The sequence below is a fragment of the Pseudomonas sp. SA233 genome, assembly GCF_054792385.1.
The window spans coordinates 235319-255789 of sequence record NZ_CP096450.1; the positions used below are offsets into that span (position 1 = coordinate 235319).

Consider the following 20471-nt stretch of genomic DNA (forward strand, 5'->3'; position numbering starts at 1 on the left):
GAAATAAACATGTACGCATAATACTGTCAGATTTATTATCATGCACACACCTATCCTGCCAGTGGAAAAACCATGTCTGAATTCGCCCAGGTTGAGCAACGCGTTCTTCAACTCCGCGCAGAGGTCGCTGAACACATGGATGCGTACCACCGACTCGATGCCCCCCTGATCCCGGACGGGGAATACAACCTCCTGTTTCGTGAACTGGAGCAACTGGAAGCAGCGCACCCAGCTCTCGCTGCCCCAGACTCTCCGACGCAGCGGGTCGGCGGTGGGGTACTCGATGATTTCGAGCAAGCTCAACACGATGTGCCGATGCTGTCGCTCAAAGACGCCATGGACGAGGAGGAGGCCAGGGCATTCGCAAGCGCTGTAGTGGACGAGCTCTCACAGCCGGCGGATATCGAGATGACCGCGGAGCTCAAGTACGACGGCCTGGCGCTGTCGACTCGCTACGTGGCAGGGGTCTTTGTTCGCGCAGTCACGCGAGGTGATGGTACGACCGGCGAGGACGTGACAGCACAGGCCAAAACCATTCTGAATTTGCCGCTGAGGCTTCCTACGCCCATCGACCTTGAGGTACGTGGCGAAGTCGTGATGTTGAATCGCGATTTTGAAATCGTGAACGAACGCCTCAAGAGCATGGGCCTGAAACCACTGGCTAACCCCCGCAACGGCGCAGCCGGCAGCATGCGCCAGCTAGACCCGAAGGTAACTGCCTCCAGGCGTCTGTCGTTCTACGCCTATGGTGCCCAGGAGCTCGACGGCACGGCTGCGTTCAAGGCAACCAAACAATCGGAGATCATCGAAGGCCTGAGGACTCTCGGCTTTAGCGTTGCACCGGAAACGGCCGTTGTCCGTGGCTGGGAAGGCATCAAGGCATTCTTCGATGAGGTAGGTTCGAATCGCTCCAACCTCCCGGTCGCTATCGACGGCGTCGTCTTCAAGGTCAACTCCCTTGCTGACCAAGAGCAGCTGGGTTGGAACAATCGAACACCACGGTTCGCCATCGCGTTCAAGTATCCGGCAGAAGAAGCCGTCTCCGTCGTCGAAGACATCGTGGTGCAGATTGGCCGGACTGGTCCTGCTACCCCCGTGGCGAAGATCAAGCCAGTGCGAGTCGGTGGCGTCGTTGTCTCCAGTGCCACCCTCCATAACGCCGATCAGATCGAGGCCAAGGGCATCATGGTAGGTAGTAAGGTCATCGTTCGTCGAGCGGGGGATGTGGTACCGGAGATAGTCCGTACAGTGCCCTCGGCCGGCGATGAATTCCTCTCCCGCTATTTGATGCCGTCGGCGTGCCCTTCGTGTGGTAGTCATCTGGTGCGCCTGCAGGGCGCCGTGGAGCTGCATTGCCCTGGTGGAATCAAATGTCCAGCACAGAAGCAGGGCAAACTCGCTCATTTCGCATCTCGACTGGGGATGAACATCGACAACCTGGGCGACAAGTCGGTCTCAACCCTGATCTCCGCCGGCCTGATCAGCATGCCATCTGATTTGTACAGCCTGAACGACAAGGCCGTCGCAGCGCTGCCCGGTTTTGGGCCGGTCTCCGCAAAAAACCTCATCGCGGGCATTGAAGGCTCGATGTCGCCCGACCTCCCACGTTTCATCTTCTCGCTGGGGATCGAGGGCGTGGGCGAAGCCACAAGTAAAGCGCTGGCGGCGCAGTTCGGGTCCTGGTCAGCATTCCGGGCCGCGACGTACGCGCAACTGCTGGCCACCGCCGATGTGGGGGACGGTACCGCCACCAACATCACCCGATTCTTTGAGGATTCGACACTCGGTGCTGAGGCGGACCGACTTGCGTTGATCACCACACCCAATGACTTCACTGCCATCGGTGGCGCCTCATTGAAGGGGATGATCGTCGTCCTCACCGGCACTTTCCCCACCCTGAGCAGAGAGGCTGCCAAGGCCCTGGTCGAAGGGGCAGGAGGCAAGGTTTCCAGCAAGGTCTCCAGCAAAACCAGCTTTGTCGTTGCTGGCGAAGCAGCGGGCTCGAAACTCGAAGCTGCCCGGGATCTAGACATTGGCGTCTGGGATGAAGCCCGGCTGCTGGCCACTGTCGCTGGGTGAGGATTACAGGCCGGCGTAAAGCATCACAGAGCATTAAGATTTCATCTGGAGAACCAGAAAATGTCAGTAACTAATGGACCCTACAAGCGCGATGCTAATGGAGTCGCCTATGAAGTCGACTTTGAGTATGTGCGAGATAATGTCCCGCTCGACTGGTTCTTCGAGCACATGCTCGGTGCGAGAGCGAGACCATCAGCAGGTGCAATTCGATACAACATCTGTCCAAACCCCGGGTGTGGAGCTTCTTCCATTCACTCGGTGAAAGTCAGCGTGAAGAACGGTGGGTGGCTGTGTTACTCGTGCGGCGAACAAGGTGATGTAGTCGCTGCAGCAGCTTTTTACTGGGAGAAGTCCCACCGTGAAGCTGGCCTGGACCTAATGGGCGCCGATGTGGAACTGCTCAAGCACTACATTCCACCCAAGCCTATGGACGCTATCCAACGTGATGACAGTGCACTCGCGCTCGTATTGCAACGCGTAGCAGAAGCTCGCACATATCCGTCGAAAGACGCTCTCAAGTACTTTGCTGGCCGTGGGATTTCCGAGGGAGTGGCCCGTGAGGCTTGCAACCGAGGCATCCTGATCACCATCCCAAACAACCCTATGGAGGCCAAGGAGTTCTTAACCGAAGTCGCAGGGCAGGAACTGATGGTGAAAGCGGGTCTGTGGAACCCCGAAAAGAAGGCGCCAGCCTGTGCATTTCGCCCATTGTGGTTCCGGTCGCAATCGCACTGTGCTGCAGAGTTCCGGCTCATGCGTGAGCCCAAAGAAGGGGAGAAGAAGGCCATGCGCTATGGCGGGAAATCTCCTTGGATTTGGGAAGGCTCTGATAGTGAGTTCATGATCGTAGAAGGGCCGATCGACATGTTGTCTGCAGTCGAAATGGGCTCCAAACGTACCATCTTCGCGCTACCTGGATGCGAGAACTGGGAACCTGATTGGTTCAACATGATGGCCAAGAAAAACGTGCTTCAGGCTCTGGATCCTGACAAACCAGGCTTCAAGGCCGCGGAGAACCTCAAGCCAGTGCTAGAGGCCCTGGAAGTCAAGCTTGGAACCTTCAATCCACCCAACAGGGTCGGCGATTTAAACGAGCAGCTCAAGCACATGCGAGGGCTCTTAAACTAACCCACCAAACCCGGCTCATGCCGGGTTTTTTTATGCTCGCAGTGTAGTGATCAGTGAGGCGACTCGAAGGCAGCTCTAGCATAATCTGTAAATTCTCAACACGTACACATACGATATGCGCAGTGATAAACTCCGCTTCACTGTTAGTGGAGCTCTGCCTTGGACCGTCGATCATTCCTGCACTATGCCCTCGGCTTGGCCGCCACCTCAACACCACTGCTCTCAAGCGCCAGCACCTTCTGGGATCAGCCGAGACGCCTCTGGCTGAAGCGTGAGGTCAAACCCGGGCAATGGGAAGAGGTCGACAAGGTCTATTGGAACGGCAGACTCATTTGGTCCGGCTATGACCCCGTGTGCCGGCTCATGCGTGATGTTCACACCGGCAGAGCAGTGCAAATGTCGCCTGTGCTTTTGGACATTCTCGCTGGGATTCAAGGCTGGTTCAAAATCCACGGAATCACGAAACCCATCATTGTACTTTCAGGGTATCGCGAAGAGTCGACCAACCAGAAAGTGGGTGGCAAAAAACACTCAGCCCACCTAAGAGGTGGCGCCTGCGATCTGACGGTGCCAGGCGTCCCGGTAGACTACCTCCGACGACTAGCCCTATACCTTGAGGGTGGCGGTGTGGGTGTGTACCCAGGCCAGGGCTTCATCCATGTTGACGACGGAAATTTGAGGGTCTGGCGGGGGTAGGGAAGTCCCCAGGTGGGTGATTGCACTGACCTGACCTGACCACCTGTTTGAATTCGATTTGACCGCCATGCTTTTCAGTCTGCTGCTTGACTAAGTGGATAGTCCCTGTGACCGGGTTTGCAGAACCGTTGACACGAGATACGCCAGCAGGCGCTGGAAGGGTTGCAGTTAAGGTAGCAGCGCCCCGATTTAGCGGCTCGCCAGTGGCGGCCGACCAGCAGAAGTCTCCCCCTTCAACTATCGTAATTAGCGCGTAGCGCTGATATTTAGACTAGAAAGCCGGCTCATAATTTATTTGGAGAAATGCAATGATAAGCCTCAAAATGGCAAGTGCAGCTTTATCGTTTGTATTGTTTTCAAGCATTACCGCTGGCGTTGCTGCCAAAGATGCGAGTGAGTTGACTGAGTCAGACAGAAAAACTCTGCTCTATGTTGGAGATGCTCCCTGCAATAACGGCGAAGTCACAACGTATGAAAAGCATAAGGGATGTGCCACTAAAAAAATTGGATATACGATCGACGACGCAAGCGCCACTCCTGCCGCTAATTACATAGAGGTTTTCGCGGGAAACGACACAGTAAATAACAAAATGGTCAGCCCGGATTCCAACCATAAAAATGGATCAATGGAGAGCATTGGTTATCTCTCAAAGAGCCCGATTCCCCATGGAGTCAGAATTTACAAAGGTGATGAGCCTTGCAACATGGGTGAAGCAACACTCAGCACTAGAGCTAAGGATGGTCTGAAGTAGTCACGTATTTCTGGCTGACTTCAGCCCTGCCAATTTTAAAAGCGGCGATTCGTCTAAAAAACGATCGAATCATCCATTTTTTCTGGATTTTTAGCCGCCGCGAGCACCTCGCGCCGGCCATTTCCCACATTACAGGCGCACCTCTCCTGTATTCGCCAGTAAATGTCGGCGCGCCATCCACAGGTTCGACAGGGCGAACAGCGTCACTAACTGCGCCGTGTTCTTCACCAGCCCTCGAAAGCGAACTTTGGTGTAACCAAACTGGCGCTTGATCACCCGAAACGGGTGCTCGACCTTCGCCCGCACCTGCGCCTTGGCCTTCTCGACCTTGCGCTTGGCTTTGTAGAGCGGGCTGCTCTTGCCAAGCTTCTTGTAAGTGCTGCGGCGTGCCGCGACCTGCCAGATCACCGCCCGGCCTTCATGTTCGGAGCGCTTTTCGACGCCCGTGTAGCCGGCATCGGCGCAAACGACGTTTTCGTCGCCGTGCAGTAACTTGTCGACCTGAGTGACATCCGCCACGTTGGCTGGCGTACCGACTACGCTGTGTACCAGACCCGACTCATCATCCACTCCGATGTGGGCCTTCATGCCGAAGTAATATTGGTTACCCTTCTTGGTCTGGTGCATCTCCGGGTCGCGTTTGCCGTCCTTGTTCTTGGTCGAACTCGGCGCATTGATCAGCGTGGCATCGACGATGGTGCCTTGGCGCAGCGACAGGCCGCGATCTCCCAGGTAGCCATTGATCACGCCAAGGATACCGGCCGCCAACTCACGCTTCTCCAGCAGCCGGCGGAAATTGAGGATGGTGGTCTCGTCCGGAATGCGCTCCAGTCTCAACCCGGCGAACTGACGCAGGATGGTGGTCTCGTACAGCGCTTCCTCCATCGCCGGATCGCTGTAGCCGAACCAGTTTTGCATCAGATGTACGCGCAGCATCGCCATCAGCGGATAGGCGGGTCGGCCGCCTTCGCCCTTGGGGTAATACGGCTCGATCAAGGCAATCAAACCCTTCCATGGCACAACCCGATCCATCTCGATCAGGAACAATTCCTTGCGGGTCTGCTTGCGCTTACCGGCGTACTCGGCGTCGGCGAAGGTCATCTGCTTCATCGGAAACTCGGGCGGGTGGAGAGTCTGGGCATTTTGCCAAATCAGGAAGTCTTCTTCAGAGTTTCCCTAAGGGGTGCAATGCGGTGTTCTTAGGTTACGCGCTGCCTCTTCAATAGCCAGGTTACTGATTTGGAGACATGTGGCCAAGTGGAGTGCAATATCACCAGGCTCTCGCTCAAAGGAGAGCCTGGTTGCCATGAGCCTGCTTAGAACATGCTGGACCAGGAGATCTGGTTAACCAAGGGCTTGTGGGGCAACAGAGCCAGGTCCACGGCCCTCAGTGCTGGGTTACGGCCAGTGAGGTACCAACAATCATTCTGCTGACTCAGCATGTACCGATCACAAAGTCTCTCCAGAGCCGAACGATAGGCCTCAGTGACATTGCCCTGGGACGCCTGAGCCAGGAGCTCTGCAGATCGGATGCCGGGCTGCCCCCATGCTACCCGAGCAAGATCGAACCCCTCATTACCGGCCAGAATGAAGATCTCATCTGCAACAGCTTCGGGCACGGGGTCGATCATGAAAGGGAACTCGACCGGGAACACATACCAGCGTAGCCAGAATTCGTAGTGGATCCGCAAGCGGATGACATCCTTGCGAGCGCCGAGCACTTCACAGCACTTGTCAAATGCCCAGTCTCCAAGGGTCGGTCCAAATACCCACTGCGCCGCAGTGACATACACCTCGGTTGGAAGCTTTTTCGCGAACAAGGCCTCGACGTTGGCCTTGATGATGCGGAAAGCAAGGCGCGCAACCCCATCCTCGAAATCCTCCTCATCAAGCCGGCGCAGCTCATCCTTCCTCAGTTTTCGTCTTTGCGCTCCAGTGTTGGATAGATTATTGAGTGCGGCGAGCCCAAGTTCTTCAGCAAAAGGATATGACTCGACCACAGTTTCGTCAGCCCCCAGAAAATCCACTTGAGCGTCGTCTGCAGCGCCATCAAGATCGAAGGCGTCAAGACCTTCGAAAAGATTGGCGCTATCAAAGCTCTCAAGCCAGTTACGAACATCGCTAGGATCAGAAAGACCGCCAGAATCGTCAGATAGAAGCTCAGATCCGAAGACATCATTTTCTTCCTCGTTGCCCAGTTGCATATCAGTGAATTCGTTCATTGGCCCCACCCTTAAACCGGAACTGTTTGCGTGAATTGGTCTGCGCCGGCTACCCGGGCATGCAGGCGTCTGGTAGGCCTTCTGATGTCCGCACTGGTGGTGACCCTCTCTTCGCCCGGGGCAGCTACATGTGCCCAAATAACCTGGTTTTCACCGGAAACAATTGCGTAGTCAGTGCTGGTCATCGAGCTCAGTTTTTGAATCAGTTTCCCCTCGCTCTGGACCTGTTCCGATTCAGTCGCCAACAGCTGGGAGTAGACCTGTGCCGTCGCATCGGATTGGGGTTTAAAAAGCACCACGTTGCGCGCCCGGCTCAGACAAGCCTCGCGAAGGTCCAAAGACTCACGCCCAAGATCGTCAAGCGACCCAGCCGCAACCCAAACGCTCAATACCTGTTCAGTCTCTGGCGAGAGCAACTGCTCGATGCTGGGGTCATTGCAACCACCAGGATCAGTGAACACCGCCAGCGCAGTGGGATCGGAAGGCTCACCAATCGAACGCGCTACGGCATCCGCCAAATTCGAGATCACAATGCGGCGAAGGTTTGACGCAGCTCGGCCTCGGCCAATGTAGGGAATTGCGAGATACACGATCTTCCGCGTTACCAGAGCCCCATGTAGCACCACGTCTGGGTGATAGCTGTTGAACACTTCACCCGCTCTACCGGCGCCGAGCATGCACAAGCTCCCAGCGAGCCCCGAGAAGCTTCCTTTCAGCTTTTCCACACAGATATCACCGGCTGCGTCCTGGAAAGCTTTGCAGGCCTGCTGAAGGGCTCCCAGCTGAACTGAATGGGGGAATGCCGAGGCCATATACTCCTCCAGCGCTTCGATAGCGTCTGGCTTCATCACGAACATGCCGAGATCAAGGTACGAGTAGGGCAGGCCAGCAAGCTGCAGCGAGGACACAATCGCTCGAACGAGCGCTGCACTTGGAGCTGAACTGTATGCGCCCGTCGCGTCCTTATCCGCGAGGAAATTCAAGACATGGCTGGCAACCTTGGTTGGAGCAGTGTGCAGCACCGGATTGTAGGTGTGGCTCAACGCCGGACTGCTAGGGTTTACGATGAGTAGATCGGCACCCCGGCCAACGGCTGTGCTGGCGCTGATCATGGTTGCCAGCAGTGATTCGTCGATCGACGCCCCAACCACGAAGACGGCAGCGCCGGCAGTAATTCGACTCCGAATCACCGCCCTGATCAGTTGCCCCTGACCTTCGGAATGTTCATCGAGCACAAGGGTATGCCCGGGCACAACATCACCGCCCTTTGACGTGAGGCTATTCATCTCTCAACTGCTCCTGTGGTTTTTTCCGCCCGCCAGTGGGCAGACCGCTGCCACCGAGGTACTTGTCGCTGTTCTTGAAGAAATCTGCGCCCTTCACGGGCGCCCTGCGGAAGTGATTAATTCGGATGGGGCCGATTTCCTTCTGCAGCTTCCGGTCGATGCTGATCATCGGTACCCGAACGTTGAAGATCTGATCGCCGCCGTACTGGATGATGCATTCGCCCTTGCCGAGCGCTTTGAGGTCATCCGGCGAGACTTTGTATTCCTCTTGCTCACGCTCGCCGATCGACATGCCCGCGGCGGCCCCGGTGCCACCCTCTGGTGCCACATTGAGAAGCGGCGTGCTGCTGCTCTCATTCTGTGTGCCACTCAATGACTTCGTGACGCCGATCTTCATACCGATCAGGTCTGCACACTCGACGGCTGTCGCCTGAGTACCGATCTTGAAAAAGATCTTGGTCCAGGTGTTACCGATGACCATCTCTTTGAAGTCAGGGGAAACCACATCCAGGTTGGCCAAGGTCTGGGCGGCAGGGAACAGCGCCATCTGTGCGCTTCGCCCCTGCTCGAAGGGACGAGCCAAGGATTGAACAGCGTAGCTACCCAGCTCATCCATGAAATTGAAATGCGGGGGGTTAGGGCGCTCTTCTTCTGGCAGCGCCTGGATCCATGAGATGGCCGTCCGCATGTCACCGAGGAACATTTTGCCGAAGTTGGCGGCAGCTTCGTTTTTACCCATCGTTGGGAGCGCGACATAGATGATCTTCTTCGCCCGAATAGCTTCGAACAGATCGATCTCCGGGGCATAGGTGTTCATCACATCACCGAATTTTCCCGTACCGAACATGTACATCCGGCCGCCAAGACCACCGAAGGTCTCCTTCATCCGCTTGATGTCGACCATGTTCTCCATGCCCGGCTTTCCACCAACCTTGTACTGCTCAAGGAACAGGGAAAGGTTTTTGGTGGCTGGGTTGTGTGGCTGGGACTTCTTCAGCAGTGTTTCCAGCTCCTCGATCGCTTTGTGGTTCATCAACAGGATGGTGAAGTCGATGAAGTTGTAGGCGAGGCCTGCAGCTTGCATTGCCGCTACGAGGGTAGTGATGCCTTGGTTCGCCGACTGTTTGTAGTGGTCAGCGCCAGGGTTATTTTCGGTGGACGGGATGATCGACAGGATGCGAGCGGCGACCTCATCAGGGTCACCACGCAGAATTGGGTTGTAGGTGTTACTGAGCGATGGGTTGCCCGGGTTAAGGATCAAAAGGTCCTGCTCGCGGCCCGCCCAGCAACAGTATTGGTAGATCGTTTGAATGTCGTCCGCGTTCATCTTGCCGTCGATGAACGTCAGACCTCCGCCACGCTGGATCTGCTGGAACATCATCAGCTTACCCAAGACAGTTTTACCGACGCCCGACTGGCCCAGGATAAAACCATGTCGCATGAAGTCTTCATCAGGGACACGTACAGGCTGGCCTGTGTCAGTGGTGAAGCCAAGCAGCAAGCCATCACCGTTCGCCAGGTCGGTAGCCGAACGGATATTGATCTTCGACTCAAGGAGGAGCTGGTTTTTCCAGAAATCAAAGACACGGTTGCCCATGTATGCCGCACCCGCAGCGCCCATGGCGAGGGGGAGGGTGGCCGGCACTGAGCTGAAGAAAGGCGATGTCAAAAGACCTCCAGCACCGATCGAGCTCAGTGCCAGAGTGTCTTTGAAGCCGCCAATTTTCGAGCGAAGTATCTGATCCATACTCATGGAGGTGAGCCTTTAGCTACGCACAAAAAAAACCCGGGCGCCGTGAGGCACTCGGGTTGTGGGGGTTAGAGAAACACGCTCGACTTATCAGTCTGCGCATTGGCTTGGTCATGCTCATCTGCTGGTAAGCGCAACAGTGGCGATTGCAAGAGCGTTTGGATTTCCATCTGCGACAGGAGCTTGTCCTGCGCGATGACTTCCCGCGTACCACGAACGTCTTTCACGGTCTGACCCGTTTGTTCAATATGTGTCAGTTGGTCCTTGTACTTCTGATACCGAGTCTTCTCGGGAGGTTGCGAAGTTGCCTGCTCCTGGGTGTCCGACTGGCCAGCCCCGTCCGGGGTGGTCGTACCTGCAGTTGCATCGCTTGCCTGTCCTTGCTGCTTGTCCGCCCGCAGGCCTTCGACGTATTTCGAGTCATCAAACTTGCCAGTGAAGACATCAGCACTGAAGCCGAGCAACGACAGGCATTTCGAGGTCGCGTCCGTAAAGCTCTTCTTGGCGTGGTCCTCATCACTAGAGATGATTCCGAAGGCATCTCGGGTGATGTAGACGGTCGCTCCGAACTGCTTCACTGAGCCGCGGAAACCGTGCTGCAGATACCACAGCTCTACGTAGACTTTGTGAATGACCTCTTTGCCAACTACTTGGCCATCCACTACGAACGGCTTCCCGTCGATGTACGCTTCGCTGATCAGCTCGACACCCCAGCCAAGACCAATCGGCCCGAAGGCCTCAGTGGCACGTTTGACCTGGTAGATGGGTGCAATCGCGGTCCCTTGGAACCCCCCCTTGTTGAATGACTTGGTCTCATCAGGGTCGGTTACCTCTACCTTTTTCCACACCTCCAGGCCGATAGAAGCCGCGGCTTGGCCCTGGCCGACCCACAGCGAATCGCCGTTGGCCTGACTTTGGTGGGATGCTGCTTCTGTTCTGGTTTGCATTTTTGACTCCTACGACTCTGCAAAGAGGGAATACCTAATGCAGAGGTATGAAGCACAGCTGCTGATAAGGTGGGGCGGGTTAGACGTCTAACGCATCAAAAGCGATTGCAATACGTAACACGTCACTATATTTTAGGCGCCACAACAGACTGTTGCAACAAAAAGCATCCTGACTGTATTATCGCTACGTGTTATTTCGCAATCAAAACCAACGAGTATCCTATGAACACCTTGAACAGAGCCATTCTGCTTGCATCGCTTGCGCTCTCAGCAAGCACCGCAGGTGCCGTTGATGTGCGACAGGTAGTGGTTCCCGATAGCTACGGCGTTGCGATTGAACCCGCGCATGCAGGTCACGCGCTCGTTGAATCTATTCGTGACACCCAGCAGAAAGCCGAACGCCCAATCTGGACCGTGACTGAGCCAGCTAAGCCTCGCGCTCTGATGCCGGCAGAAGAGGCTCTGCTCGATGCAGAGGATGCAAGGATCGCCGAGGAAGCACGTCACACACGGACCACGCTCTATTTCGACTTCGACAAAACCAAACCAACCGGTTGGTGGCCGCTGACAAACGTGATCGCTGACGCTCTCCGCATCGGTAGCACCATTACCCTGATCGGTTATGCGGACGAAGTGGGTGAGGCGATTTACAACCAGCACCTGTCCGAGAGCCGGGCAATCGAAGCTGCGCGCTACCTGATCCGGCAAGGTGTTAAGAAGCAAAGCATCAAGGTTTACGGCCGGGGCAAGCGCGACCCAGTTTCGAATTCCGACAGTTCGTTGAACCGTCGGGTTGAGGTCGACATCGTGAAAGCTGCGGAGAAGTCTCTGTGAAAGAGATCGATATCCCGCGCTACGTAGACAGCCAGACGCAATTACTCTTCTGGGAGATCGATGAAGCGGTGATCTTCATTGGCTGCCTGGGCGCAGGCATCGCGCTAGGGGGCTGGGCAACGATCGCTTCCCTCGCTGGCGGCTGGTATGCAGTGAAGCGGTTCAAGCGGTTCAAAAGCGGTGCGCTGGATGGTGTTCTTCGCCACCTTTGCTACTGGGCAGGCGTTATGCCGCTGAACAAGCACTACGACGATTCCTTGAAGCGCGACTACTTCTACTAATGCTTTAACATGCTTTTATTCGTACGCGTTATGTATCAAGTAACGCACAGGGGCCGCAATGAAAATCAAGTCCATGCAGAAAACGATGGAGGGGCTGAAAAGTCTCACCAGCTTCCTGATCTTGTCGAACGTAGGCCTTTCGGTAGCAGTTGCGCTGCTTTCCATCAACCAAATGGGGCAGCACGAAACAACCCGCTTAGTTCCACCAACCCTGGACAAGGCGGTGAAAGTGGGCTGGAACAACGCGGACGACGAGTACCTCAAGTCCTTTGGCCTCTATGCCTCAACGCTGATGGGCAACGTCACGCCGAAGAACGTGAACTTCATCGCCGACTCCGTGAGCGCCTTCGTTGATCCGAAGATCTACGCGGACGTTCGCAAGCAGATGTTTGTGCTGGCCAACGATCCCGTATTCGCAACGAATGCCGGCTCCGTGTCCTGGACCCCCACGGACATCAGCTACGAGAAGGACACGAAGAAGGTCTTCATTCTCGGCTCGATGGAAACGCGCAGCGCAGTTGGCAGGCCGAAGCAGGACTACCAGGTGGTCGAGTACGTCATCGAGATGCGCGCAGGCCGCCCATGGATTGAGGGCTTTAACCACTATCCGGGCAACAACCCCAAAACACTCAAGTGGCTTCAGTCTCACCCACCTAAGCCAGCAGAACCTACCAAGGAGGCGCTTCAGTGAAACGCTCAGCCATTGCTTTAGTCGTGCTGGCCACCATCCATGCATCCATCTCATGGGCTGATGGGATGGCGGAAGTCAAGCTACCGCCTGTTCCTACAGCCGCAAAACGTGTCAAACCTGTCGAAGCGCAGCCACTTCCAGGCTTGGGCGTGATGCCCGGTGCCGACTCAGATTCGCGCACCCAGGTTGTTCGCGTGAGCTCAGACCGGAACGAAGTTATCTACGTTTCGAACATCTTGCCGAACCGTATTTCCACACCGTTCGCTTTACCTAAAGCTGTAGACCAACAACCTGACGATTTGGATATCTCCCAGATCGGCCAATCTCTTTATGCGACGATGAAAACCAAGGATAAGCCAGTCGCACTTTACGTGACCGGCTCCAATCCAAATGACCCAGTTATTTCCTTGACCCTGATTCCAAAGGAACTTCCGCAGCAGACGATTACGTTGCAGCTGGACAAGCCAATGGCAGAGCCTGGTGGTCATGGGTCTGAAAACCACGCTCCCGACAGCAACAATTACACCGACACTATCCGCTATGTGCTCCGTGAAGCAGCCCTCGGAAAAACCCCTGAAGGTTTCAGCGAAGGTTTGCTGCCGGCATCGGCAGCTAACATCGGCAATGTAATTGCTTACCCGAAAGTCCGCTACTCCGGGCCAGAATACGATATCTATCGTTATAGTCTGCAAGGAACCTCTAAAACTGACGTTGACCTTGACGAGGGCACTTTCTACAGCGAAGGCGTCCGGGCCGTTTCATTCTTCCCAACCGCCACTCTTCGTGCCGGCATGACCACTGACGTATTCATCGTCTCTGATAAGTCGGCAACGAGGAACTAAACATGGCGATTAATGACCAGTTGAAGGAAAAGTGGAACGATCTCAGTCCGCGTATGCGAACCATCGTCGCCATTGCCGGCCTTTTCAGTTTTCTGATGATTGTCGGCACGGTAATTGTCGGCAACGACAAACCTAAGGCCAACACGAAAGCCAGCACGACGTCCGATACAAAACTGCTGTTGCCTCGCGGGGATAACAATACTCCCGAGCAACTCATGGCTTTGATGGCTGCACAGAACAAACGGCTCGATGAGTTCGGCAGATCGATCAAGCAGATGGATCAGGATCGCAGGGATGATCGGCTACGTGCACTCGAAGAACAGCAGCGTATGCAGAAACCAGACCCAGTGACTCAGGACACGCTTCGCGAGCTGAAGCGCGTGAGTGATCGACTGGAAAAGCTGGAGCAGGGCAAGACTAGTGCAGCTCCAGCTCTGAATGGCGCATTGCCTGGTTATGAAAGTGCCACTGGCACTGCTGAAGCCGTGCAGGAGGCGAAGCCGAAAGTAGCAACTCTGCGAATCACCGGTGGCACGCAAACTACACGTAGCGAGGCCCCAAAGCAGGCAGAGAAGCCAACTCCAGCAATGCCTGCCGGCTCGTTCTTCGAAGCGGTGCTGCTGAACGGTATGGATGCTCCGACCAGTTCCACGACGCAGAAGAACCCTGTGCCAACAACTATGCGCATCAAGTCTGACGCAGTGCTTCCTAACAAGTACAACGTCGACGTCAAAGAATGCTTTGCGCTGGCTTCAGGCTACGGCGTTCTCTCCAGCGAACGCGCCATGCTCCGGACCGAAACGTTCTCCTGCGTACGCAAGGACGGCAAGATCATTGAAGGAAAGATGGAAGGTTACATCGTTGGCGAAGACGGGCGTGTAGGTATGCGTGGCCGTCTCGTATCGAAGCAGGGCCAAATGATTGCCAAGACTTTGGTCGCCGGCGGCCTCTCCGGCCTGGCTCAAGGTATGACCCCGCAAACAATCCCTCAATTGAGCCTGAGTGATAGCAGCACGACTCAAACACAAAGCGCTGACGCTTCGACCATTCTGCAAACTGGTGTTGCTAAAGGCTTCTCTACTTCCGCGAACGAGATCGCCAAATTCTATATGGAGATGGCTCGCGAAATGACACCGGTTGTTGAAATCGACGCCGGCCGAAAAGTTACGGTCATGCTGGTGAAAGGGATCGAACTGAAATGATGAAAGGTAATCATATGAAACGTTCAGCATTAGCCGCAGCGCTGTTGCCTATTGCTCTTCTGAGTGGCTGTTCGTCCTGGCTGAATACCGCCGGTGAAGACGAGTTCTCGTGCCCAGGCATGCCGCAAGGCATCATCTGTAAGTCGCCAATGGCTGTTTACAAGTCTACTGAACAAAGTCCCGCGCTGACAGACAGCGATATGCCAATTGGTCAAAAGGCACCGAGCGTAAAGTACGGTGACAATATGGGAAAGACTGCCGGCTCTGAGCATAACCTCAAGGTGTCGAACGGTGTGCCAGGGCCAGTTGTTGCAGATCTTGCCCGTCCGGTTCGAGTTCCGGCCCAGGTTATGCGGATCTGGATCGCTCCCTGGATCGACAGTAAAGACGATTTGCACTTTCCGTCCTATCTCTTCACCGAGATCCAGCCACGCACCTGGTCGTTTGGTAAGTCCGAATATTCCGGCCAAGGCATGGTGGTTCCACATCTTGAGTTAACCGCTGTACCACCAGTTAACGTTCCAGCCCCTAAACCGGAAAACGTTGCTGCAGAACCAACCAATTACGGACCGCAAGTTTCGTCGTCCGCAATCCCATCCACAACTGACATCAATCTGAACTGATAACACTGGGAGCTACACAATGACCGCACAAATCGCACAAATCGAGACCACCGCAGTAGCAGCTGCTCCATTCAAGAAAATCGACAAGCGTGCACTGCTGAGCATGGCTGTTATCGGCCTGGCTGTGGCCGCCGACGTGACCGCAGGCGCCGACTCCACCTTCAACGAGATCGTTACCAGTCTCGACGGCTGGATGACCGGCTCCCTCGGTAAGGTCTTTGCTCTCGGCGCTCTGGGTACCGGCCTGGCAATCGGCGTGGTCAAGCAATCGGTCATGGCCGTTGTGACCGGGGTAGCTGTAGCGCTCTCCGCAAGCGTTGGCCCAGGCGTGCTGACGAACATCTTCACCGCAACGCTGTAACGCCCCTCAAGGCGCACTAGGTCGCTAGTGCGCCTTTTTCAACTGGCTCTGCCTGCGGGTTGCCCTCCAGGCCTTCCAAGCCTACTCAACCACCAATTATGGCGAACAGTGAAATGGCAGCCTCGAAAGCGACGCTCAAAGGGGACAGAAAATCTACCCCTCAAGAAAAACTCAATGTTCGGGCGATTGATCCCGACTCCAAAATCTTCTTTTGCTCCGACGGTAATGAACATTATCTCGGGGCATGTTTTGTTTCCGACGCCCTGACAGGCGCCAGCGCTTCGACTGTTGACAAGCTCCAGTCTGCTCTGAGCATGAGCTTTGCTCCAGGCACCTACATTCAGATTGCGATGCTTGAGAGCCCCGATGTCGGCGAATACATCGATGCATATCTGAACAGCAAACCTGCGCTCAACCCGATCCTCAAGGCACTCTCACGCCAGCATGCGAATCTGATTAGTGGCGGAGTCGATGTCCCGCTGGTCCAGCGCAGCGGTGTGATGCTCAACCGTCAGCGCATTATCGTTACGGTCAAATTCCCGTGCCGTAACGATCGCCCAGACGATGCTGACATCGCGGCCACGAAAGAATCGGCCGACCGGGTCACAGAGGCTCTCAAGGCAGCGTCGCTTAACCTGTTCCAGCTCGATGCTGTAGGTTATCTGGTGCTCATGCGGATCCTCACAAACCTGTGGGACTCTCCCCGGTCACACTACGACGAAGAGCAACTGATCAAGGATCAGATCTATTACCCAGGCGACTCCATCAATTACGATGATCCGTCGACCATCAATTTCAATGACGGCACTCACTACGCGAAAGCGCTGAGCGTTAAACACTTCCCGCAGCGCACCAGCCTCGCGATCATGAACCACATGATCGGCGATCCCAACGGACTCTCGAACCAGATCACCGAGCCGTACTACATGGTGTTGACCATCCACTATCCGGATCAGGTCGTGAAGAAGGACGAAGTCAAGCAAACGTCCTCAATCATCAACCACCAGGTCTTTGGGCCGACAGCACACCTGATACCCATCCTCAGCTACAAGAAAAAAGGTATCGACACTCTAATCCACGAGATCGACGGCAAAGGCGCGATCATCGTTGAGGTGAACTTCACGATTTTCCTCTTCTCGCGTGACAAGCAGCGCCTGAACAAGCTGTCCGCCGGCCTGCAGGCATACTACACGTCTCTGGCTTTCGAGCTCCGGGAAGACCGGCGCATTTTGGAAGCGCTCTGGAACAACCTGCTGCCATTGAATACCACAAAGGAAGGGGTCAAGAACCTCTATCGTTTCCACACGATGGCAGTGCGACATGCCTGCCAGTTCCTCCCGATACTCGGTGAATGGACTGGCAGCGGGATGGCCGGCGCTATGCTCATGCTCACCCGCCGCGGCCAGCCGGCTCTGGTTGATCTGTATGAATCGAGCACCAACTACAGCGGGATCATTTTTGCTGAGGCTGGTGCTGGCAAGTCGTTCTTCACACAAAAAATCGCCGCGGATTACCTCGCTGCTGGCGCCAAGCTGTGGGTGATTGACGCCGGCCGAAGTTACCTCAAGCTGTGCAAGATGGTTGGCGGTGAATTCATCGAGTTCAAGCCTGACTCGGATGTGTGTCTGAACCCCTTCACGCACGTTGAAGACCTGCACGAAGAAATGGATATCCTCAAAGCCACCATCGCCAAGATGGCCGCCCCCGAGGACACGCTTGACGACTACCAGCTGTCCCGAGTTGAACAGGCCATCACCAGTACCTGGGAGAAGTACGGCAACCGCGCAAACATTACCGCCGTCGCTGATTGGTTCATCAACCAGTCAGACGACCCAGAGTGCCTGCGACTGGGGCGCCAGCTGTTCCCGTTCGCCGGCGGCCAATACACCAAGTGGTTCGATGGCGAGAACAACCTGGATATGAGCAATGCGTTCATCTGCATGGAGCTGAGCGACCTGAAAGGGCGCCCAGCGCTTCAACAGGTGGTGTTGCTGCAGCTGATCTCGCGTATCAACCATGACATGTACAAAGCTCAACTGGGCGAGCGGGGCCGGAAAAAAATCCTCATTGTCGATGAGGCCTGGGAGATGCTCGACGACCCAATGATGGCCAAGGCAATGGTCGCCGCATACCGTAAAGCGCGGAAAGAAGACGGGGCGGTGCTGGTGGTCACGCAGGCTATCGGCGATGTCTATGCGTCGAAAAACACCGAGGCTATCGCCGCGAACTCGGCCTGGCAGTTCATCCTGCAGCAAAAATCTGAGTCGATTGACTCTGCGATCGACAGCAAGCAGTTCAAGATCGAACCTTACGGGGCTCACATGCTGAAGACGGTGCACACCATGCCCGGCAAGTACAGCGAGATCATGGTCAAGCGTAGCGAAACCGACTGGGGCATCGTGCGCCTTGTAGTAGATGAATTCCACAACGTGACGTTCTCCTCGAAAGGCGCAGCTCGTAACGAGATCCTCGACGATCTTGACCGTGGCATTGATGCGGTAGAGGCCGTCAACAACTTCATGGCTCGCCAGAGCTCAGCAGCCTAGTAGGCAGCAGATAACGCCTGCTCACAGCCCGGTCATCAGCCGGGCTTTTTGTTGCCTTAAATAATACTGTTGTCGTAATGCTACGTGTTATGCTTCCACGAACAACTGCGCACTGAGCGCTGCCTTTTTACATCGCTACTAGGAAACACCGAGATGACTGATACCGCGGACAGCCAACAACAACCCGGGGAACAAATCCGCCCTGATGACGACCAGGTGAGGACGAAGCCAGAGAGTGTTAGTAAAGCCCAGCAATCACCTGGTGGTGTTTCCTTTCTGACATGCGCCATCGTGGCTCTCGCTGTATCCGGCTTTACCAGCTTTATGGCCTATCACTTCGCCGGACAGAACATCAACTCTGGCGCCCAGGTAGTGCTGGTGGACGGCACAAAGCTCGCCAATGCGCAGATGAAGCGAACGCTCGATAAGGCCGGAATGAGCCCCGAGCAAGCGCAGGCAGACGGTCTCACATTTGTGACTGACCTTCAGAATGTGCTGAAGGCATACACCGATTCAGGGGTACTGGTCATCAACTCCTCGGTAGCCCTCAATGCCCCTGCAGGGTTGAACGTAACCGATCAGGTTGCCCAACACCTCGGCCTTGAGCTGGAGTGATCTCATGCGCGCTAAAGCACTGGCGACTCGACTGGTCTCCCCATTCAAAACCTTGCGAACGGACAAACCACGTCTCCGCTTTCTCCGAAATTCGATCCTTGGTATCGCAGCAGCTTTCATCGTCGCTATTGCAGCGGTTACGACATTTCGCCAGGACTACCGGATTGGCGTTGACCTTGCGTCAGTCCGCTGCTTGCCCTGGCGCCTTTACATGATCACTTACGGCCGGCCTGCTGACCTGAAGCGTGGCGATTTTGTAGCGTTCGTGCCAAAGGATGGCCTTATGGGCGAACACTTTGAAGGGAAGACCGTCGGAAAAATGGTTGCTGGACTCCCGGGCGATAAACTGGTCGTGAAGAATAACGTCGCTTACATCGGTGATCGCTTGATCGGTGAGCTGGACCTCATCGAGAAACTGGGCAAAAAGCCTGGCGATTTGGATCGAGTCATGACGGTGCCGGCGGGCAAGATTCTTGTCATCGGAACAGAGCCTCGGAGCTACGACGGTCGTTACTGGGGCTTTCTTGATGAGAAGCTGATCATTGGCAGGGTAGGGCCCATCATCTGATGAAAGCCTCATTCAAACGATTTAATAGTATGCGTACGCGTTATGCATTGACTAAATGCTTGTTGGTATTCGCTGCTGCATCTCTCGCCGTTTTACCAGGTGCTGCCTCTGCTGAATCCGACAGTGGCTCTCCAAGGTTCATCGAACGCAAGGCAGAAGGCTGGTTCTTCTACAAAGACCCTAAAGAGAATCCACCGCCTCCGCCGCTGATCCGTCAAGAACCCAAAGCTCCCGTAGGAAAGCCTGCCTCCGAAGAGCCCAAGATTCAGCCGTTCTCTGTTTCGTGGTTACGGGAAAACATGCCGAAACTGCTGGATGCCGCGATCGACGATCCTAGCAAGGAAAACGTTGAGGCTTACCTATATGCGCAACGCGTTGCCATGGACAAGTCACAGCGCTATGCAGAGATGACAACCCGAGTTGTGGCCGCCGACCCATTTTTGGATGAAAACAACCGCGTCCCTATCGCGACCTACACGAAACCGTTCTTCCTGCGCAACGCTCAGGCTGGTGTAACCGAAGCACTAAAGCATGTTGCGACCGTTGGCGGTTTGTGGGTTTTCTTCGATTCGAAGTGTGAGTTCTGCCGACCTCAAGTTAATACCGTTCAAAAGCTGGCCCAGGAATACGGATTTGTCACGAAATTTATTTCCATGGATGGCAAGCCACTCCCGAATGTGACTGAATTCGAGAGAAACTCCGGGCAAGCTAGCATCCTGAACCTTCGTATTACACCAACTACTGTTCTTGTTGTTCCGCCGAATAATTACTACATCGTATCGCAAGGGATGATGGCCCAAGATCAGCTTGCAGAGCGGATCATCATTGCAGCTGATAGCAACAATTTACTACCCAAAGACATTGCTCAGAAGATCAATTCCTATGACCGAGGCGTCTTGACTAATGAAGACACTCAACAGGGTGCAAGTGAAGATCCAAAGCAATGGGTTAAATACCTGAAGGACAAACTGGAAGGCCGCTACGAGGGGGGCAGCAATAATGCGGAATAAATTTAAGCAGCTGGTTTCGTTACTACTTGTGGCGACGC

At 55.2% G+C, this 20471-nt stretch carries 20 protein-coding genes; 15 read left to right on the top strand and 5 right to left on the bottom strand.

Annotated features, from left to right (window positions below):
* Positions 1-72: 72 nt before the first annotated feature.
* The 4 genes from ligA to M1D87_RS27740 all read left to right on the top strand — a co-directional run bounded on the left by ligA (position 73) and on the right by M1D87_RS27740 (position 4655).
* On the top strand, positions 73-2079 hold the full coding sequence (ligA, locus tag M1D87_RS27725) for an NAD-dependent DNA ligase LigA (protein ID WP_144000595.1): 2007 nt from the start codon (positions 73-75) through the stop codon (positions 2077-2079).
* Between the two features lie 60 nt (positions 2080-2139).
* Positions 2140-3207: a toprim domain-containing protein gene (locus M1D87_RS27730; RefSeq protein ID WP_023662249.1), complete on the top strand. Its 1068-nt coding sequence runs from the start codon at positions 2140-2142 to the stop codon at positions 3205-3207.
* A gap of 195 nt (positions 3208-3402) precedes the next feature.
* Positions 3403-3903, top strand: a complete 501-nt coding sequence (locus tag M1D87_RS27735) for a YcbK family protein (protein WP_223817438.1) — start codon at positions 3403-3405, stop codon at positions 3901-3903.
* Between the two features lie 308 nt (positions 3904-4211).
* Positions 4212-4655 carry a hypothetical protein gene (locus M1D87_RS27740; RefSeq protein WP_144000596.1) on the top strand — a complete coding sequence of 148 codons (444 nt, stop codon included), beginning with the start codon at positions 4212-4214 and terminating at the stop codon, positions 4653-4655.
* A gap of 129 nt (positions 4656-4784) precedes the next feature.
* On the opposite strand, the gene M1D87_RS27745 is transcribed toward M1D87_RS27740, so the two are convergent.
* The 5 genes from M1D87_RS27745 to M1D87_RS27765 all read right to left on the bottom strand — a co-directional run bounded on the left by M1D87_RS27745 (position 4785) and on the right by M1D87_RS27765 (position 10860).
* The gene (locus M1D87_RS27745; RefSeq protein WP_014819624.1) at positions 4785-5765 is read right to left on the bottom strand and encodes an IS5-like element ISAch1 family transposase; all 981 of its coding nucleotides are present in this window, start codon (positions 5763-5765) and stop codon (positions 4785-4787) included.
* A 206-nt stretch (positions 5766-5971) separates the two neighbouring features.
* Complete coding sequence (locus M1D87_RS27750) at positions 5972-6877, bottom strand: hypothetical protein (protein ID WP_016486953.1); 906 nt, start codon at positions 6875-6877, stop codon at positions 5972-5974.
* 11 nt (positions 6878-6888) lie between these two features.
* Complete coding sequence (locus M1D87_RS27755) at positions 6889-8163, bottom strand: type IV secretory system conjugative DNA transfer family protein (protein ID WP_054902899.1); 1275 nt, start codon at positions 8161-8163, stop codon at positions 6889-6891.
* Positions 8156-9916 carry a type IV secretory system conjugative DNA transfer family protein gene (locus tag M1D87_RS27760; protein WP_028699870.1) on the bottom strand — a complete coding sequence of 587 codons (1761 nt, stop codon included), beginning with the start codon at positions 9914-9916 and terminating at the stop codon, positions 8156-8158. Before M1D87_RS27760 ends, M1D87_RS27755 begins: the two co-directional genes overlap by 8 nt.
* A gap of 65 nt (positions 9917-9981) precedes the next feature.
* On the bottom strand, positions 9982-10860 hold the full coding sequence (locus tag M1D87_RS27765; RefSeq protein WP_023662246.1) for a hypothetical protein: 879 nt from the start codon (positions 10858-10860) through the stop codon (positions 9982-9984).
* 222 nt (positions 10861-11082) lie between these two features.
* On the opposite strand from M1D87_RS27765, the gene M1D87_RS27770 reads away from it, so the two are divergent.
* The 11 genes from M1D87_RS27770 to traF all read left to right on the top strand — a co-directional run bounded on the left by M1D87_RS27770 (position 11083) and on the right by traF (position 20433).
* Complete coding sequence (locus tag M1D87_RS27770) at positions 11083-11694, top strand: OmpA family protein (protein WP_023662245.1); 612 nt, start codon at positions 11083-11085, stop codon at positions 11692-11694.
* Positions 11691-11975 carry a type IV conjugative transfer system protein TraL gene (traL, locus tag M1D87_RS27775; protein ID WP_016486958.1) on the top strand — a complete coding sequence of 95 codons (285 nt, stop codon included), beginning with the start codon at positions 11691-11693 and terminating at the stop codon, positions 11973-11975. Before M1D87_RS27770 ends, traL begins: the two co-directional genes overlap by 4 nt.
* A 58-nt stretch (positions 11976-12033) precedes the next feature.
* Entirely contained in the window at positions 12034-12666 is a 633-nt protein-coding gene (locus tag M1D87_RS27780) for a TraE/TraK family type IV conjugative transfer system protein (RefSeq protein ID WP_016486959.1), read from the top strand.
* Positions 12663-13508 (top strand): TraK domain-containing protein, encoded by an 846-nt coding sequence (locus M1D87_RS27785; RefSeq protein ID WP_023662244.1) that lies wholly within the window; start codon positions 12663-12665, stop codon positions 13506-13508. The genes M1D87_RS27780 and M1D87_RS27785 overlap by 4 nt, the downstream gene beginning before the upstream one ends.
* 2 nt (positions 13509-13510) lie before the next feature.
* The gene (locus M1D87_RS27790; protein ID WP_023662243.1) at positions 13511-14710 is read left to right on the top strand and encodes a TraB/VirB10 family protein; all 1200 of its coding nucleotides are present in this window, start codon (positions 13511-13513) and stop codon (positions 14708-14710) included.
* Between the two features lie 14 nt (positions 14711-14724).
* Positions 14725-15333: a type IV conjugative transfer system lipoprotein TraV gene (traV, locus tag M1D87_RS27795; RefSeq protein WP_081259067.1), complete on the top strand. Its 609-nt coding sequence runs from the start codon at positions 14725-14727 to the stop codon at positions 15331-15333.
* A 19-nt stretch (positions 15334-15352) separates the two neighbouring features.
* Positions 15353-15694, top strand: a complete 342-nt coding sequence (gene traA, locus M1D87_RS27800; RefSeq protein WP_039614012.1) for a TraA family conjugative transfer protein — start codon at positions 15353-15355, stop codon at positions 15692-15694.
* 113 nt (positions 15695-15807) lie between these two features.
* Complete coding sequence (traC, locus tag M1D87_RS27805) at positions 15808-18240, top strand: type IV secretion system protein TraC (protein WP_144000597.1); 2433 nt, start codon at positions 15808-15810, stop codon at positions 18238-18240.
* Positions 18241-18393: 153 nt separating this feature from the next.
* Positions 18394-18855, top strand: coding sequence for a hypothetical protein (locus M1D87_RS27810; protein ID WP_144000598.1), 462 nt, complete (start codon positions 18394-18396; stop codon positions 18853-18855).
* A gap of 4 nt (positions 18856-18859) precedes the next feature.
* The gene (locus M1D87_RS27815) at positions 18860-19423 is read left to right on the top strand and encodes a S26 family signal peptidase (protein ID WP_023662240.1); all 564 of its coding nucleotides are present in this window, start codon (positions 18860-18862) and stop codon (positions 19421-19423) included.
* A 29-nt stretch (positions 19424-19452) separates the two neighbouring features.
* Positions 19453-20433, top strand: a complete 981-nt coding sequence (gene traF / locus M1D87_RS27820; RefSeq protein ID WP_023662239.1) for a conjugal transfer protein TraF — start codon at positions 19453-19455, stop codon at positions 20431-20433.
* Positions 20434-20471 lie beyond the last annotated feature (38 nt).

Bases quoted from the DNA above. Each gene is read 5' to 3' on its own strand.
- ligA (WP_144000595.1), top strand. From the start codon at position 73: ATGTCTGAATTCGCCCAGGTTGAGCAACGCGTTCTTCAACTCCGCGCA.
- M1D87_RS27730 (WP_023662249.1), top strand. From the start codon at position 2,140: ATGTCAGTAACTAATGGACCCTACAAGCGCGATGCTAATGGAGTCGCC.
- M1D87_RS27740 (WP_144000596.1), top strand. From the start codon at position 4,212: ATGATAAGCCTCAAAATGGCAAGTGCAGCTTTATCGTTTGTATTGTTT.
- M1D87_RS27745 (WP_014819624.1), bottom strand. From the start codon at position 5,765: ATGAAGCAGATGACCTTCGCCGACGCCGAGTACGCCGGTAAGCGCAAG.
- M1D87_RS27750 (WP_016486953.1), bottom strand. From the start codon at position 6,877: ATGAACGAATTCACTGATATGCAACTGGGCAACGAGGAAGAAAATGAT.
- M1D87_RS27755 (WP_054902899.1), bottom strand. From the start codon at position 8,163: ATGAATAGCCTCACGTCAAAGGGCGGTGATGTTGTGCCCGGGCATACC.
- M1D87_RS27760 (WP_028699870.1), bottom strand. From the start codon at position 9,916: ATGAGTATGGATCAGATACTTCGCTCGAAAATTGGCGGCTTCAAAGAC.
- M1D87_RS27765 (WP_023662246.1), bottom strand. From the start codon at position 10,860: ATGCAAACCAGAACAGAAGCAGCATCCCACCAAAGTCAGGCCAACGGC.
- M1D87_RS27770 (WP_023662245.1), top strand. From the start codon at position 11,083: ATGAACACCTTGAACAGAGCCATTCTGCTTGCATCGCTTGCGCTCTCA.
- M1D87_RS27780 (WP_016486959.1), top strand. From the start codon at position 12,034: ATGAAAATCAAGTCCATGCAGAAAACGATGGAGGGGCTGAAAAGTCTC.
- M1D87_RS27790 (WP_023662243.1), top strand. From the start codon at position 13,511: ATGGCGATTAATGACCAGTTGAAGGAAAAGTGGAACGATCTCAGTCCG.
- traV (WP_081259067.1), top strand. From the start codon at position 14,725: ATGAAACGTTCAGCATTAGCCGCAGCGCTGTTGCCTATTGCTCTTCTG.
- traA (WP_039614012.1), top strand. From the start codon at position 15,353: ATGACCGCACAAATCGCACAAATCGAGACCACCGCAGTAGCAGCTGCT.
- traC (WP_144000597.1), top strand. From the start codon at position 15,808: ATGGCAGCCTCGAAAGCGACGCTCAAAGGGGACAGAAAATCTACCCCT.
- M1D87_RS27810 (WP_144000598.1), top strand. From the start codon at position 18,394: ATGACTGATACCGCGGACAGCCAACAACAACCCGGGGAACAAATCCGC.
- M1D87_RS27815 (WP_023662240.1), top strand. From the start codon at position 18,860: ATGCGCGCTAAAGCACTGGCGACTCGACTGGTCTCCCCATTCAAAACC.
- traF (WP_023662239.1), top strand. From the start codon at position 19,453: ATGCGTACGCGTTATGCATTGACTAAATGCTTGTTGGTATTCGCTGCT.